This window comes from Calothrix sp. NIES-2098 (assembly GCF_963875125.1).
Taxonomy (GTDB): domain Bacteria; phylum Cyanobacteriota; class Cyanobacteriia; order Cyanobacteriales; family Nostocaceae; genus Aulosira.
On record NZ_CAWNKJ010000001.1, the window covers coordinates 2,801,450 to 2,818,058 of the forward strand.

The 16,609-nt window shown below is 40.2% G+C and carries 15 protein-coding genes and 1 riboswitch; of the genes, 7 read left to right on the forward strand and 8 right to left on the reverse strand.

What is annotated here, in order from left to right:
- Positions 1-274: 274 nt before the first annotated feature.
- Positions 275-1,072 carry a peroxiredoxin-like family protein gene (locus tag AACU33_RS11780; protein WP_096588682.1) on the forward strand — a complete coding sequence of 266 codons (798 nt, stop codon included), beginning with the start codon at positions 275-277 and terminating at the stop codon, positions 1,070-1,072.
- A gap of 463 nt (positions 1,073-1,535) precedes the next feature.
- Here AACU33_RS11780 and AACU33_RS11785 read toward each other — a convergent pair whose 3' ends face one another.
- From AACU33_RS11785 to AACU33_RS11800, 4 genes are all read right to left on the reverse strand, one after another.
- Positions 1,536-1,793 carry a hypothetical protein gene (locus AACU33_RS11785; RefSeq protein WP_096588683.1) on the reverse strand — a complete coding sequence of 86 codons (258 nt, stop codon included), beginning with the start codon at positions 1,791-1,793 and terminating at the stop codon, positions 1,536-1,538.
- 79 nt (positions 1,794-1,872) lie between these two features.
- Entirely contained in the window at positions 1,873-2,070 is a 198-nt protein-coding gene (locus AACU33_RS11790) for a hypothetical protein (protein ID WP_096588684.1), read from the reverse strand.
- A gap of 83 nt (positions 2,071-2,153) precedes the next feature.
- Positions 2,154-3,431, reverse strand: a complete 1,278-nt coding sequence (locus AACU33_RS11795; RefSeq protein ID WP_096588685.1) for a glycosyltransferase — start codon at positions 3,429-3,431, stop codon at positions 2,154-2,156.
- A gap of 158 nt (positions 3,432-3,589) precedes the next feature.
- Positions 3,590-3,767, reverse strand: a riboswitch (cyclic di-AMP (ydaO/yuaA leader).
- Between the two features lie 371 nt (positions 3,768-4,138).
- The gene (locus AACU33_RS11800) at positions 4,139-4,393 is read right to left on the reverse strand and encodes a hypothetical protein (protein WP_096588686.1); all 255 of its coding nucleotides are present in this window, start codon (positions 4,391-4,393) and stop codon (positions 4,139-4,141) included.
- 85 nt (positions 4,394-4,478) lie between these two features.
- On the opposite strand from AACU33_RS11800, the gene AACU33_RS11805 reads away from it, so the two are divergent.
- The 6 genes from AACU33_RS11805 (at position 4,479) to AACU33_RS11830 (ending at position 9,288) form a co-directional block, all read left to right on the forward strand.
- The gene (locus AACU33_RS11805; RefSeq protein ID WP_096588687.1) at positions 4,479-5,333 is read left to right on the forward strand and encodes an ABC transporter ATP-binding protein; all 855 of its coding nucleotides are present in this window, start codon (positions 4,479-4,481) and stop codon (positions 5,331-5,333) included.
- Positions 5,290-6,144: an ABC transporter permease gene (locus AACU33_RS11810; RefSeq protein WP_096588688.1), complete on the forward strand. Its 855-nt coding sequence runs from the start codon at positions 5,290-5,292 to the stop codon at positions 6,142-6,144. Before AACU33_RS11805 ends, AACU33_RS11810 begins: the two co-directional genes overlap by 44 nt.
- A gap of 15 nt (positions 6,145-6,159) precedes the next feature.
- Positions 6,160-6,639 (forward strand): MarR family winged helix-turn-helix transcriptional regulator, encoded by a 480-nt coding sequence (locus tag AACU33_RS11815; protein ID WP_096588689.1) that lies wholly within the window; start codon positions 6,160-6,162, stop codon positions 6,637-6,639.
- Positions 6,599-7,873: an MFS transporter gene (locus AACU33_RS11820; protein ID WP_096588690.1), complete on the forward strand. Its 1,275-nt coding sequence runs from the start codon at positions 6,599-6,601 to the stop codon at positions 7,871-7,873. The genes AACU33_RS11815 and AACU33_RS11820 overlap by 41 nt, the downstream gene beginning before the upstream one ends.
- Before the next feature lie 752 nt (positions 7,874-8,625).
- Positions 8,626-8,865, forward strand: a complete 240-nt coding sequence (locus tag AACU33_RS11825; RefSeq protein WP_096588691.1) for a hypothetical protein — start codon at positions 8,626-8,628, stop codon at positions 8,863-8,865.
- Between the two features lie 138 nt (positions 8,866-9,003).
- Complete coding sequence (locus tag AACU33_RS11830; protein WP_096588692.1) at positions 9,004-9,288, forward strand: hypothetical protein; 285 nt, start codon at positions 9,004-9,006, stop codon at positions 9,286-9,288.
- A gap of 70 nt (positions 9,289-9,358) precedes the next feature.
- Here AACU33_RS11830 and AACU33_RS11835 read toward each other — a convergent pair whose 3' ends face one another.
- The 4 genes from AACU33_RS11835 to AACU33_RS11850 all read right to left on the reverse strand — a co-directional run bounded on the left by AACU33_RS11835 (position 9,359) and on the right by AACU33_RS11850 (position 15,485).
- A complete protein-coding gene (locus AACU33_RS11835; protein WP_096588693.1) occupies positions 9,359-10,117 on the reverse strand; it encodes a peptidylprolyl isomerase in 759 nt (252 codons plus the stop codon).
- Between the two features lie 62 nt (positions 10,118-10,179).
- Complete coding sequence (locus AACU33_RS11840; protein ID WP_096588694.1) at positions 10,180-11,694, reverse strand: HlyD family efflux transporter periplasmic adaptor subunit; 1,515 nt, start codon at positions 11,692-11,694, stop codon at positions 10,180-10,182.
- Between the two features lie 119 nt (positions 11,695-11,813).
- The gene (locus AACU33_RS11845; RefSeq protein WP_096588695.1) at positions 11,814-14,861 is read right to left on the reverse strand and encodes a peptidase domain-containing ABC transporter; all 3,048 of its coding nucleotides are present in this window, start codon (positions 14,859-14,861) and stop codon (positions 11,814-11,816) included.
- 21 nt (positions 14,862-14,882) lie between these two features.
- A complete protein-coding gene (locus AACU33_RS11850) occupies positions 14,883-15,485 on the reverse strand; it encodes a helix-turn-helix domain-containing protein (RefSeq protein ID WP_096588696.1) in 603 nt (200 codons plus the stop codon).
- Positions 15,486-16,609: the final 1,124 nt, after the last annotated feature.

Genomic DNA, 16,609 nt, shown 5'->3' on the forward strand with positions numbered 1-16,609 from the left:
AAAGATTAAAAATAAGTAAATTAATATACATAGATCTGCTATAAAAAATACGCTAAATTTATCGACTTAACGTATTTAAAGCTACAATTCATCAACTTAAGAAGATGTTTGAAAAGTTCCAATTTGAGTAAAAAAGCTCTCAGGCATAAGCTGTATAAACATCAGAACAGCAGCATTGAGAGCGAGAGCTAACTAATACCAATTTGAAAATCGGCGTTAATTCTCCCAAACTGGACTAAAATTTACATAGCTAAATAGTAGTTAATCTATTGTAATGAATCCCTACACTATCCTAAGTCAGAGCGAACTTCAGCGTGTTAGTGATGGTATGACCCGACCTCTGCTAGAAAATTGCGAGACAGCCTCACACATTCTTGTTTTAGTCTGGCCACAACTTGGGGATTTTGATAGTTTGGAATATGCGTGGTGGTTACAGCGCGAAGCTAAAAAATTCCCTCCTGAAAAACTCGCTATTCGTGCAGTGGGAATTGGCGATCGCACTTCTGGAACAAGATTCTGTCAATATACAGGATTTCCACCCCAAAATTTATTTATTGAACCGAATGCAGAACTACATCAGCAACTCCAACTTTATTCAGGGCTGAATCTTTCTGTACCTGGAATTTCTGTTTCTGTGAAAGCTTGGCTAAATCTATTGTTAATGTGTGCAGGGTTTGGAAGTCCGGGAACGCTAAGAGAAGTTTTTCGGGGATACAAAGGAGATCGTCAAACACCTCAACTAATTGAAGATGATGAAATTATTCAAGGTACTCCTCTACCTACTTTTAAAGGCTCGTTTTTCAAATTAGCTGGCGGTAGTGGGTTTCAACGTCCCTTTGAATTAGCTACTCTCCGGCTACGGAATATGGTGGAAGTTCTGAGTAATTGGCAGACTTATGTACCTAATTCTGCCTACTTAACTCAGCGTGGTGGAACTTTTCTGTTTGATAGCAAAGGCCAGTTACTTTACTCACATCGAGATCCGGGAATTCTGGGCTTTGCTGCTAATATGAGTCAGCCCCTGTCATTTTTATCCTCAATCGAAACAGATAGCTTTACCTCCAATTACTGATTCCTATAGTACCGCAGGTAGCAAGAAAGGCGATCGCATCACTTTGCATAGCCAGCTGGTAGTGGATGTTAGTAATCCTAAAGCCTGCAACTGAACTTTCCATCCAGCTGTTATACCAAATCAAATAACATTTGTGACACATCAATAATATTCTAGAGGGCACGGCAGTGCCGTGACCCTACAATCTGTCGCATTCTTTTTTTTAATTGGTATTACCTAGTAGGACTGAAATTTGTTTAAGTTCCACTAAAAATAGGAGAAAAAAAAGCTTTATAACTGTCAATCAACCTACATCAAGCACAAATTTTGAAGAATTAGTGCAAGTAGGTTCAAAAATCAAATCGGATTGCGATAGACATTAATTACTCAATTAAAGAGTAAAAAATTTGGCGTTGCTGAATGAATGTATGAATTAGCCGTATGCATTTGAAATTGTATACTCTGATTCAGCAACACCGAAAATTTAATTGAGTGTATCTCCTATCTCCTGAGTAATTTTGATTTGCTCTTGACTACACTTCATCAATTCATAGAGATCGTAGGCATATAATTCTTCATGATTTGGCTCACTACTTAAGCTTGTTGCTACTATTGGATCGCCATAACCATTGGTTTTCCCAATGAGTAAAAGCTTTTGACCTGCGTACTCTCCAATTAACTTGAAATCACTTTCAGGAAAAAAACTTACATCAGTTAAAAAACTCCGGTTTTGAACGGGCATTTCTACTCCTACTGACTTCAAGACGTCTTACCATTCAAGTTTTTGTTATAGATGAAATGAAACACCACCTATCAAAAACTTATGAATTTTTTACTTTTATCCAACTGGAGTACAAATCTTCAATAAATCTGCTGTAACTACCATCTTCCTGAGATTTTTTCAGCATTACTTTCAAAGTAGTAAGATAAGCACCATTTATGAGTTGATGTCCGTAACCACAAACTTGACCAATTTGCCCTGTTGTTTGATGCAAGGCATTATCTCCAATCTGTAACATGGCTGTAATTCCTGAATTATCTGGTTAAGTGTTGAATACTTGACTATTTGTGAATGCAACAATTTAGTCTTAAGCAATCAAAGTTATGCTGCAATTTGAGATTTTATTGAAGATTTAGCTGATGTTTGAGTCAGCAAATGAGTGTACAACCGATTTAATCCAGAGGCGACACTATTCCAGCTAAAGGCAACTTCAACCCTTTTTCGACCAGCTTCACCTAATCTGTCTCGCCAAGCCGGGTTTGTCAGAATCCGGTCTATCGCAGAGGCAAAACTAGATTCATGTTCGGGTGGCGCTAATAGCCCTGTAACTTCTGGTATGACTGTGAACTTTAATCCACCAACATTACTGGCTACTACTGGAGTTCTACTCGCCATTGCCTCAATTGCTACTAAACCGAAGGGTTCATAATGGCTGGGTACTACGCAAACATCAGCAGCAGCATAATAGTAAGGCAGAATAGTTTCATCTAGGCGACCAGGAAAGGTTGTGCAATCTTTTAGCCCCAGTTGAGCTACGATGTTCGCAATGCGATCGCGTTCGATGCCATCACTTTGACCAGGACGGCTACCACCACCAATTACTAATTGCAGGTTAGCTTTACCCCTTAAACTTGATTCTGCAATTGCTCTGACTAAAGTTTCAATTCCTTTACGCCGATCGAAACGACCAACATAAAGAACCATCTTGACATCAGGAGCAATTCCTAAATGTTGACGTGCAACAGACCGTTGAATTCCTCCAAATTGATCGATATCCGTTCCACAAGGAATGATTTCAATCCGTCCGTTTCTAGAAACAAGTAGCTGCATATGTTTCTTCTCTTGAGGACTGGTAGCAACTACGCAATCTACTGTTTCTAAACAAGCTTGTTCTACAGCTAATCTTTGAGTAGCAATCAGAGGCACATTTCTAATACTTCTATATTTTACTGCTCCTAAAGAATGGTATGTATGCACCTGGATCAATGGTTGCTGCTTTTTCAATTCCATACCTACCCACGAAGACAACCAATAGTTGGTATGAATTAGAGAGTAGTTGTATCCTTGGCGCTGCTGAAATTGTTGAAACTGGTCAATAAATTCAGGTAAATACTCAAACAAATCGTCTCGCCCAATAAACTGGGCTGGCCCAGTTTTTAACCTAATAGTCCGACAGTTGCTGCTATGTTGCACGATTCCTGCTTGTTCAGGATCGCTACGACGTGCGAACATATCTACTTGCCAGCCAAGCTTTGCTAGGGCAAGACCTACTTGACGCACATATACGTTTTGTCCACCAGCTTCTTCTTGACCAATTTCAGCAGCAGGGTCGCCATCAACAGATATTAAGGCGATACGACGGTCTTTATTTGTGAACATAGTAAACTTTTACCTCAAGGCAACTAGTCTGCCTCAGATGCCAGAAACATAGGTTATATTTTCCTTGCCTCAGGATCGAGGGCAGGTACAACGAAGCGCAAAGTTACCAGCCAAGGATACTGACGAGACAAAGCATTGATTTTAATTATGCTGCTCGTTCAATCTCCTCTCAATGCCGACGAAGTTAGCTGACGGGCTAGAACTGAGAGATGTTCTTCTCTAGATAATTCTGGCTTTGTGTTTGAAGTTTATGCTTCACACTTTAGCTTTGAACTGTCTCAGAGATACGCCCCAAACTTGGTTCCTCCGTTCCTTGTTTACTTCCATAAATAAATGTCTATGGAAAAAACAATGGATTAGGCAGACTGATTTAATTTTTAGCAATTTTAACTTTCATCTGTTAGCAATGTCAAGTTAATGACCAGAGAAATTATGATAAGTGCCGCATTTATTTGTTTATGACTTATCTTTATCAATCCTAATAATAGGTTAGCTGACACAACAGTAACACTACCATTAGATATATAAAAAATCTTCCGCATAGTTCTAATTTCAGTTAGCAACAAGATAGCTATCTCACAGAAGACGAACGCTAGCAAATCAAATTAGGGTCTTTAATACAGAGGGTTAACCTTAATTATTGATTACATTTAATACTGTTGATAATATCTATGCACTAGGGATGTGTAGATCGCCCAAACCCAGCATCAATAAGTGTACCCATTTGCTCGAAAGTCTTGAGGCTGAGGCAATGGGTAAGCATCAAATTGCTTGCAGTTTTGCTTTATCTGTGCGATCGCTAGATTAAATAAATTTTGAGCCGCAACAGCGCGATCTATTGCCGCTAAAATTCGCTTAAACGGTATTTTCTTTAAACTATCTCCAGGTCGAGGCAGGTGAAAAAGCAAGACATTGCGATACCAGCGATCGAAGACAAATACCCTATACCCATTTTCATACATGGTGCTGAAGTTGACTCTTGACTTTTACATAAAATATGCGAAGCTAATATTTAGCTTGTCTAAATATTGAGAGTGCATCAAACTCGTGACTAGACTTACGGGAAACACTGGTTTATCGGAATCTTCTGCTAGTAGCCCTCAAGCGGTGATTTTAGAAACGCAAGGACTGACGCGTTACTTTGGTAAAGCTGTTGCTGTCAATGATTTGAGTATCACGGTAAAACAAGGTGAGGTATTTGGCTTACTCGGCCCCAATGGCGCGGGTAAAAGTACAGCAATTAAGATGTTGACTACCCTATTGCCCCTAAGTGCAGGGAGCGCAACCATAGCTGGCTATGATGTGACTCATCAGGCGGCTGCTGTGAGGCGGCTATTTGGCTATGTACCGCAAGCGTTGTCTGCTGATGGTAGTCTGACAGGTTACGAAAACCTGTTAATCTTTGCCAAGCTATACGATATTCCTGTGAAGCATAGGCAAAGGCGTATTCGGGAAGTACTAGATTTCATGGGTTTACAAGACGCAGCCCATCGCTTAGTACGTAACTATTCTGGTGGCATGATTCGCAAGTTAGAAATTGCTCAATCGATCATGCACCAACCCAAGATTTTGTTTCTAGATGAACCGACTGTAGGACTAGATCCGATCGCCCGGACTCAAGTATGGCAACTCGTACAACAACTGCGTGTAGATTACGGCACAACCATATTTTTAACTACTCACTTTTTAGAAGAAGCCGATAACCTGTGTAACCGCGTGACGATTATGCAGCAAGGCGAAGCTGTGATTACAGGCGCACCTAGCGATTTAAAAGCTGCTTTGGGTAAGCCGAATGCAACCTTAGACGATGTCTTTATTCATTACACAGGGGATCAATTAACATCAGGAGTCAACTACCGTGATACAGCCAGAACCAGACGTACAGCTCAACGGTTGGGTTAAGCCAAAAGCTACTCGCCGCGCCAATTTGATTTCTACAATTATTCAGATATTTACAAAAACCCTGGTGATTGCCGAGATGGAAGTGCGGAAACTCCGGCACGATCCTACCGATTTAGTAGTCCGAGCCGTGCAACCATCACTATGGCTGTTGATTTTTGGGCAAGTATTTACCCGGATTCGAGCAATTCCCACAGGCGACTTACCTTATCTAGACTTCATGGCGGCGGGTATATTGGCGCAGAGCGTGTTATTTGTCGCAATTTTTACAGGCGGTATGACGCTGATCTGGGAGCGAGATTTAGGAGTTGTCCACAAATTCCTTGCCAGTCCAACGCCTAGAGTGGCGATGGTGTTAGGTAAATCGCTGGCTTGTGGAGTTCGTTGTTTATCACAAGTATTTGTTATTTACGTAATAGCACTACTATTAGGGGTGAAACTTAATTTTCATCCTGTAGCTTTTTTACAAGTGCTATTGATTGTCATGCTGGGAGCAGGTTGTTTTTGCACATTTTCTCTGATAATTGGTTGTTTGGTAAAAACCAGAGAACGGATGACGGGAATTGGACAGTTGTTAACGATGCCGTTATTTTTTGCTAGTAATGCCATCTATCCTATTTCCCTAATGCCCGACTGGCTAAAGTTTATCTCTCACGTTAATCCTTTAACTTATGCAGTGGATGCTCTACGCGGCACAATGTTAGCAAATGGAACGAGTATTTATGGCTTTGGTTTAGACTGTGCAATTCTCTTGTTAATATTAATCGCCTTGACCTTAATGTGTGGAAGACTTTATCCACGAGTAGCAATGTAGTTAGGAGCATAGCATATGGCCCTCGGTAAACCTTTGCAAGGCGCAACTTCCCAAGAATGTGCTGCCAGAGTAATGGATACAATTCCGTTAGTGATGCGATTTATCCGGGCGGATATGCGAGCTTACAGTGCCACTTCTTTATCTATACCGCAGTTGCGATCGCTAGCATTTCTCAACCGCAGTCCAGGTACTTCACTATCTGATTTAGCAGAGCATTTAGGTGTCACCTGTGCGACAGCATCAGCAACCACAGAACGGCTAGTAAAACGCCACTTGGTGCAACGCATCAACGATCCGCAAGAAAGACGGCGAGTTATCCTGAATCTTACTGAAGAGGGAAAGCACCATTTAAAACAATCCCAAGACCAAACTCGCGCACATATTGCCGACCTTTTGGCAGGCCTTACACCAGAGCAAGTTTCCAATATTGAAGAAGGGTTAGCGCTACTAAAAAATGTCTTCGAGCAAACAGAAAGCAAACCTCCCCAACGCTAAGTCTGCAAAACACGATCCTTTTGCAGCATTGAGGTTTCGAGATTATCAACTATTTACTACTGGGCGTGTACTCTTGTTCACTGGCTCACAAATGCAGACTGTGGCCATTGGCTGGGAACTCTACGATCGCACAAATTCAGCTTTAGCATTAGGTGGTGTTGGGTTAGCTCAAGTCTTACCGATGATTGCCCTCACCTTGATTGCTGGGGATGTGGCTGATAGGCGCGATCGCAAACTCACGATGTTGCTATCAGTATTTTTATTAGTCTTATGTTCCCTAGCTTTGGCTGTACTTTCTTGGACTAAAGGCGCAGTAATTTTATTTTATGCCTGCTTAGTTTTTACAGGAATTGCGAGAGCGTTCTTGAAACCTGCCAGCGATGCCTTGATGTGGCAATTAATACCCGTTAGTGCTTTTACCAATGCAGCCACTTGGAATAGTAGTAGCTTTCAGCTAGCCTCAGTTATCGGCCCGGCTTTGGGAGGATTTGGCATCGCCTTGTTGGGAGGTGCAACAGGGGTATACGTATTAGCTGCGATCGCGGGATTGCTGTGTTTTATCTTAACGGCGGCGATTTCAAGACCAAAAACTACTTATTCCAAAGAACCAATCTCACTCAAAGCACTCTCCGCAGGCGCTAAGTTTGTCTGGGAAAATCAGCTGATTTTAGCAGCCATTACCTTAGATATGTTTGCAGTGTTGTTAGGAGGTGCGATCGCGCTACTACCTATTTTCGCCAGAGATATTTTAAAAGTAGGGCCGTTAGAGTTAGGCTACTTGCAAGCAGCACCCTCCATTGGTGCTTTATTTATGGCGGTTGTACTGGCATATTTACCACCTTTACGCAAAGCTGGGCCAGCCTTACTGTGGTCAGTAGTTGGCTTTGGCGTTGTCACAATTATCTTTGGGTTATCGCGTTGGTTTTGGCTGTCATTATTGATGCTGGTGCTAAGTGGCGCACTAGATACAATTAGCGTGGTGATTCGCCATACCTTGGTGCAGATTAGAACGCCAGATAATTTACGCGGTCGTGTTGCAGCTATTAATAGTGTATTTATTAGTGCCTCCAACGAGTTAGGAGGCTTTGAATCAGGCTTGACAGCGGCTTTATTTGGCCCTGTTGTCTCCGTAGTTGGTGGTGGGATTGGCACAATTGCAGTGGTGATTGCTGTAGCCGCAATCTGGCCGGGTATTGCCAAACTGGGAGCATTACAGGAGTATGAGGGTAAGTAAGTCTAACTCTCAAAAGAACTCACTCGTGTTCCTTGATGTAAGAAGATAAAGGCATTTTAACAGCGTTTTCTAGAATTATTTATTGATGATGCAGCACGCACAGGAGTAAAGCCGATATCTATATCTTGAAAGGTTGAAAGAACTACTTGATATCTCGACTATCAAGAAATAATCAGCTTTTCAATCTGTAGTTTTGCCAATAATACGGTGGTGCGATCGGCTTTTACAGTAGACTGAATAATCGCTAATTTGATTGGCGAGTTCAGCCTACTAAATTCTGATTTTTCGGTAAGAGTCAAATAGCTATATTTAGTTAAATTCTAAAATTGAAAACACATAACTACTGTAGTTATGTCTTCGCAATTTCTAGAAAAATTATCAACCTCAAGCTATACACTAAGATGATTTGGCGATCGCTAAATTTCAAACAGGTTATGAAGTCCAGCAAATCACCCTGAATATGTCATTGCGAGTGAAACAACGCAATCGCATGATTTTTGGGATTGCTTCCCTTTGGTCGCAATGACGGTTATTTGAACAGACATGATTTACATATATTAGAGAACACAGTTATACGATATTCATGCCTTGTTTTATCTAAAAATCAGAGACTGAATACCTATAATTATGTCTTTATTCTTCTAGAAAAAGTATTGATATATTCAAGTATTTAATCAAAAATAAAAGCAGGATTAAACAAACAGTTTAATCCTAATTAAAATATTTCAACTGATTTTACAAGGATTAAAAACATGGCTTCCATCAAAATTTCCGAACTTTCTGCTGTTGAATATATCGAAGTTATTGCTGATGACAACAAAATTATAGGTGGTTATGCATTTGCAGATTCATATGCTGATGCATATGCATCGGGAAACAACTTTGCTAGTACCTATACTAGCACTTACACCAATGCTTATTCCTCTTACTCTTACTGGTACCCCTATAGCAGTGCTTCTTCTGGTGCCTCTTCTCACTCAGCAGCGTATTAGGAAAATTTTCAAATATGCTGGCATGATTGATTTATAAAGTTCAAAAACTTTATTTAATTCTTAAATGTCAGCAATATACACTCATCGCTGAAAGCCCTGGAAAAGCTTTCAGCGATACAGCATTCCCAAGGGTGAATTATGAGCAGATTGAAAATTTTTGACCTTACATTTTGTGAAATTGAAGTTGCCACCAATCTTGTGCGAGGTGGAATTAGTGTATCTTCACCTGTAGGTAGCTGGTCTACCTACGCTGCCTCCGATCATTCTGCTGGTTATAATGTAAACTACTTTTTTGACAAAAATACTGGTGATTACAGCGTTCAAATTGCAGCTGGAGTGAACGGGGCTGTAGCTGGCGCAATATCTGGCGCTTTGGGTGATGGTACTAAATATTCCTCAGCTTATGCCACAGCTACAGCTTAATTGAGTTGTATTTACAGCTATTGAGCAGAACCTTAATTATTTATTGGTTCTAATCAATAGCTTGTCTAATTTATTTGGATATCGCTATTTCTAATTTAGCCATTTCTTGTTTTAACCAATTACTAAATAAATCTCCCAAAATTTTAGTACGTAGTCGCTCGTTTAATTGTGGTTGAATGATTTCTTCAACCCAAATTAAATAAACTCCTTTTGAAGCTGTAATTGGTTTGATAATTTGCGGTGGAGTCGCTGCAAATACTGCTGCGGCAATTTCTGGTCGAAAATTTGCTTTGTATCGAGTTCCTTGATAACCTCCAGCGCGACGCAGATCGGGATCTTGGATATATTGACGTGCAATTTCTGGAAAACTAATTTCGCCTTCTTGCAGCGTAAAAAATAGTTCTAAAGCTAAATCTTCATCATCCAATATTACCTCATAGGTAGCGGCAGCAATATAATCGATTTGGTTTGCATAAAAGAAAGACTCTACTCGATCGGCAAATAAATAATGTGCCAACTTTGCTGAAAGTATATTGCTGTGCGCTAATTCTTCAAACTCATCTAGAGTCAGATGATGTTTTTTTAGCCATTCCCAGGTTTCAGTGGCTTTGTGCAGGTGGTTAGCTAAACGCAAACCATCTGCTGCTTGTTGTATCTCGTCAAATTCTACTTTAATGCCTGCTTGTGCAGCGGCTGTGCTAATTATTTTCTCAGTAGCGATCGCCTGTAATATACTGGGCATCTGGCAGGATAATTTCAGGTGTCGAATAATTTCTTCGCTAGAAATAGGTAAAAGGTTGGTACTATTAGCAGTCAAAGTATGAGGCATATTGATTTCCTGGCATTAAGTAGTGAATTGGAAAAATTAATTATTGACAGTTAATGCAGTCGTTAAAGTTTTAAACCGCTACTTTGCAACTTTTTAAATGGATCTAAAATAAAGTCAATAACCCGACGCTGCCGGATAATTACTTCGGCAGTTGCGGTCTGACCAGGAGTTAGCAGTATGCGTTTGTTAGCAGTTTGTATATAGGGATTTGCTAACGCAATTTCCAATTCATAGGTTTCTAAGTTTCCTGAGTTTGTTGGCTGAATTTTTGAGTCTGGTGAAATCCAATTTAATTTTCCTTGTAGCACTCCATAATCTTGGAAGGGATAAGCATCAAATTTAATTTTTACTGGCATTCCCACTTGCAAGAAGCCGCTTTGTTGACTAGACATTTGGGCTTTGAGTACGAAGGAAGTATTTTGAGGTGCAATTTGAGCAATCATTTGGCCGGGTTGTACGACACTTCCAGGCTTAGAGATGGGCAAAGCAAAAATTGTGCCGTTAATAGGCGATCGCACAATGCGTTGCTGTAATTGAAGCTTTAGTGATACTATCTGACTGACGGTTTGAGCGATTTCTGATTGCAAAGCTGTGATTTGGATTTGCAAATCTTTAAGTTGCTGTTGATTTTTTAGTACAGCTAGTTTACCTGTTTGCAAAAGGCTTTGATAGCTACTTTTCTGCTCTTGTAAATGCAATGTTGCTTGCTTAATCTCTGAAGTCAACTGATTCATTGTTGACTGATAACGGCTCATCTCTCCAGTCAAGTGTAATTTTGCTTGTTTAACATCAGATTGTGCTTTTTCATATAATCGTTTGCTTTGTTGTGCTTCCTTTCTGAGTTGATCGATTTGGGTCGCAGAAACTGCACCATCAGTCACAAGTTTGTTAAACCGTTCAACTTGTCTAGCATCTATAGCCACAAGTTCATGAGTTGATTTTTGGTCATTTTGAGTGGTGGCAATTTCTTGTTGTGCCTCCTCTACTAATGCCTGCTTTTCTAGCTTTTGTAGGTTATAAGTATTCTGTTTTGTTTCCAGGTTCTCCTGCGCCTGGTTAACTTGGGCAGCTTTTTCTAATTCTTGAGATTTGTTTTGCTGTTCTTGGACGCTAATCGATAGCATCAATTGATTTTTTACTAGTTCTAATTGCGCCAACCGATTTTTTAGCCCTTCGAGTTTGGTATTTATCTGCTGAAGTTCAGTTTGCAAAACATCAGACTCTAGCTGAACTAGCAACTGTCCTGCTCTAACTTTGTCTCCTTCTTTAACTTTGACGGCGGTGACGCTAGCGTTAACTGAACTGTCTAATCTTTGGGTTGCACCTTTGGGTTCTAGCCGTCCTCTGGCGCTTCCTGTCTCATCAACTTTTGAGAGCATAGCCCAAGGTAAAGCGATCGCAAGAAATCCTAAAATCAAATACAATATTGAGCGTGTCCAAAGCTGTGGTAAAGTCTCTAGTAACTCTTCAGTACCGTAATACCAATTATTTACCTCATCTGCTGCTTCGTTACTAACGCTGCCATCCTGCATTGTTTGAGCAAGCATAGATGATGAATTATGAGATAGGTTTGGCATAGTTGTTTAGGGAAGATAGGGACAAATAATTCAAACTTAAAATTTCATAAATCTCTCAGCAAATCACCCTTAATTCTTGAATATTTGACTTTTAACTACAAACTTCTTAGCGGAGCAACTTAACTTCTAACTCCTAACTCTCTTTGACCTAGTTGTTGTTGGTTGAGATAAAAGTAATGCCCCTTTTTGGCAATTAATTCGTCGTGAGTACCGCTTTCGATCAATACACCACGATCTAAAACCAAAATTAAGTCAGCATTTCGCACTGTCGAAAGGCGATGTGCAATGATTAAACTGGTACGTCCTTTGAGAATTGTGTTGAGATTATTCTGAATAATTCGCTCAGATTCAGCATCAAGGTGACTGGTGGCTTCATCTAATAACAATAAATGGGGATTTCCTAACAACGCACGCGCGATCGCTAAACGTTGGCGTTGTCCCCCAGATAACAATCCGCCGCCTTCACCAATTTGGGTTTCATACCCCATTGGTAATTGTTGAATAAATTCATCTGCTCCCGCCAAATGTGCAGCCTCTCTAATCTCTTCTAGACTAGCTTCTGGGTGAGCAATACTGAGATTTTCCCTAATTGTACCGCCAAATAAAAATGTATCTTGATCTACAATCCCGATTTGCGAACGAAGCGATCGCAAGGATATATTAGTCACATCTTGACCATCTATCAAGATTTTGCCATTCGTTGGCGGGTATAAACCTAAAATCAATTTTGACAGGGTAGTTTTGCCAGAACCACTACGCCCCACGACAGCTACATTTTGTTCTGGTTGAATTTCAAAACTGAGATTTTCTAGGACATTAATTTCGCTGTCTTGATGATAGCGGAAAGTCACATTTTCAAAGCGAATATGAGCGCGTAATCTAGGTAAAGATTGACGAGGTGATAAAATTAAATCTTCTTCTGGTTCTGCCCCTAAAACATCATTAATCCGTTCAGCAGAAATGATAACTTCTTGCAATTGGTTCCATAACACCGAAAGTCTTTGAAAGGGACGAATGACGTTGCCTAATAACATATTAAAAGCAACTAATTGTCCGATAGTCAGTTGGCTATTAATTACTTGCCACGCACCAAACCACAATAAACCTGTAGTGGCGAATGTTTCAATAGTGGCGCTACAAATTTGTAGTTGGTTGCTAACTACTTGTCCGGCAAAGGCTTTTTTAATTAATTGATTTAACAATTCTTCCCAATGCCAGCGCACTGTCTGCTCAATTGCCATTGAACGAATTGAGCGAATACCTGTTAAAGCTTGAATTAAATAACTGTTTTCTTTCGCTAAGGCAGTAAAAATCTCTTGGGAAATGCGACGAAATAAGGGAGTTGCTATCAGTGCCAGTAAAAAAAATGGTGGCACAATTGCTAAAGTCAGCAGCGCCAACTGCCAGTTATACCAAAACATTAACCCTATATAGATGACTACTGTTAGCAAATCCAAACAGATTGATAATGCCTCTCCCGTGAGAAATCTCTGTATTTTCTGATTTTCTTGAACGCGAGAAACAATGTCACCCACATAACGCGATTCAAAAAATGCCAAGGGTAAGCGGAAGGTATGTTGAATAAACCCTACTAAAAGTGCTACTCCGACGCGATTAGCAGTGTGATCTAACCAATATTGTCTGGCACCGTTGATGATAATGCGAAACAACCCAAAAATCAGCAACCCCAAACCCACTGTATTTAAAGTGAGGGTACTACCTTGAACAATAACTCGGTCTAAAAGAAGTTGAGTAAATAACGGCGTTACCAATCCCAACAGCTGTATTAACACGGAAGCAATAAAGACTTCTAGCAGCACTTGCCAATGAGGTTTAACTAAATCAAAAAACTGCCAGAATTCTGAACTAGCTTCCTCGGTTTCTCTAAGTAAGGTTGTAGGCTGCAACAATAAGGCATAACCAGTCCACCCAGCTTTAAATGCAGCAATGCTAAGGTGGCGTTGACCGATGGCGGGATCGCCTACAATCACGTGTTTTTTTGTAATTTCGTAGATGACGATGTAATGATTTCCTTCCCAGTGAGCGATCGCAGGTAAGGGTTGTTGTGCTAATTTATCGAGACTGGCTCTCACCGGACGGCTAGTAAAACCAATGCTTTCTGCTGCTGCTGTTAAACCTCGTAGTGATGAACCGTCGCGGGTGACGTTAGCTAACTCTCGCAGGCGATTGAGACTTAATCGCTTACCCCAAAAGCGACTAATCATTACTAAACAAGCAGCTCCACAGTCAGACGCACTTTGTTGTTGGTAAAAAGGATAACGCTTGCTGAGGTGTCCCCACCAATGCCGTAATCTGACTTTAGGGCTGGGAAAGTAAGCGCGGCGCTGCTTTTGCTGTTTTTGATCCTGAGTCTGAGAGGGAAAAGAAATCACGTTGCTGCTAGGCTGTTCTGCAATGGCGGTTGGGGGTGCTTGTAAATTAATCAATTCCGCTAATTGTCCCCAATGTTGCAATGCTTTTTGCCAATCAGCATTTTTCAGACTATAAGCGAGCGTTGGTTGTATAGCTTGCCAACTCCCCGGTTTCATTGCAGAGATATTGCCAGGTATTAATCTGCTACCGTCAGAATGCTGTAATTCTCCCCGACGCACTATCAATAGCTGAGTTTCTGCAACTAGTTTGGCTGGTACTGAACCAATCTCTAGATTTTGTCGCGAGAAATAAACTAAAGCTTTGAACATATCTTCAACAGATATGGAGCCTTTAGCGATTGAATGCTGCCGACAAAACATCAGTAAATCCCAAAGTTCTGCACGATCGAAGAGGCGATCGCGGATGCTGGGATATTTGCCCATCAAAGCTTGTAATGTTTGTTGTTGAAGATAACCAAGTTTTAAGTTCAAAGAAGATCTGGCTGAATAAGGTTGCAAACTTGCTTCGGGAAATAAAGTTATTTCACCAAATGATGCGCCAGGGGAAAGGGTAGTAATTAAGTTCTCCCCACTATCCAGCAGTCGGACTTTACCTGCTAAGACTAAATAAATTCCTGGCTTTGCTTGTACTGCTTGCCAAAACTGTTTTGCGATCGGCGGTTCCACAATTTCCATCGCCGCCAAGCAGCTTTGCAGTTCTCTCTCTTCTAGATTCTCACCCAAGACAACGCCGAGCTGTTCGCCAAGCTGCGCTTGTGAAAATACTGATGTCATTTCCTCATCTCCAAGACTGAATTAGCGATCGGTCTGTTGCAAATTGAATGACCAAGGAAAATTAGGCTGGGTCTTGTTAGATTGCAGATCGCAAATTCTAATACCAGCGTTCTTTAAACAGTCAGTTGATTGTTGATTTGAGGATTTTTTCTTGGTAGACAGCCCCATTTTTTTTAGAAGCCGATTAATATGGCGATCGCTAATTTCAATCCTAAATTCTTCAGCCAAATGTTTGCTCAACCATTGCGCTGTCCAGCTACTAAATGCATAACCATAATCACGCGGACTACGACTTACTAACTCTTTTAATCTTTCAAGATATTGATGATTAACAGTCTTTGGTCTCCCAATCGATCGCTCATTCCATTTGTGCGCTAGACCTGCTTCTGCTACAGCAGTCCAGTATCGTGCCATTTCTTGAGAACAACTGACTATTTCGCAGATATGGCTTTGAGATATACCTCTATCTGCAAGCAACATAATTTCAATGCGACGGCGATATTCTGGCTGTAAATCTGTTTGCAAATTATTAAGTAAAAGCTTTCGTTGAAAAGGAGTCAAAAACTTGTTTTCTTGTGTAGAAACACTATCACAACTCTTGTCTTGACTGGAATAGTATGACATAATCATTCTTCAGTTGCATTCAACTGTTAGAAATGTGGGCAAAACAGTCCGCTGCAATTGTGATTGAATCACCATATCCAAGGTTTCACAATTGCATATTTAATGAGTCCTGCAAGACTAATTAAATACTTAACTTTGACGTGCAACTAAGCCGGGATTTCTCTCCCTAAGTTTATACAAGCCTAGGGAGTCATCCCTGGTTAGCTTTGTCGATCAATCAAATTACTAGTATTGATTAAGAAAAACTACTTTAACCAATGGGATAAACTAGTAAAACTGAAACTATCCCATAAATCAACAAAATTAAATGTTATTTGACGTGGAATAATGGTACTCATGGTTTGTAGCTCCTAAGCAATTCCCAGTTCAAAATTCTTATAATACTTTTGGCAGATGCCGATCTTTTACTTCTCAAAAATTACGTTATTTATAAGAAAATGAAGCTGCCATTTATCAAAGTGAAAGCATCTGTTTACACTAAAAGATGTCTCCAGCCACGCTAGAGAAATTTCCATTCCCAATATATAAGCGAACAGAAATTACCGAGTATACACCGTTATACACGGCTAAAGGCAATATTTGAGCATCTCTATGTTGAAGTTAAAACAAGAATTTGAGGAAGTTGTGAGGAAATACATCGCTTATTAAAACTTAAATTTTACAATCGTTCTAGTCAGGAAGAGGAATTGATGCCATTTTTAAGTAAACTTAACCATTCAGCTTCATAATTTTTCAGGCATTCAGTCAGCAATTCAATCATAAATTTTGCCAGTCGATCGCTAATTGGGGCTTACTGAAAAAGCGATCAAAAGCCAGAACAATTAATTACTCAAGCAAAGCTGAAAGATAAATTTTTCTTTTATATTACTAGCTCAAACATTATTTTTAATAATGAGATGGCAAGAAAAAGTGTTGTTTTCAAAAATTAGAAGTTTTATAGGTTGATTCCAAGCAAAAAGGCGATTTTGCTCTGTATTTGGTTGAAGAGCCAAGCTGATTAACCTGTAGGAAGCAAGTTAAGTAGTTAAACATAATTAATTACATAATGTCCGCAGCGAATGTAGCGAACACTTTGCTCGCAATGACTGTAATTAATTTTGCGTGGTTACTTATAGATAGTCGGG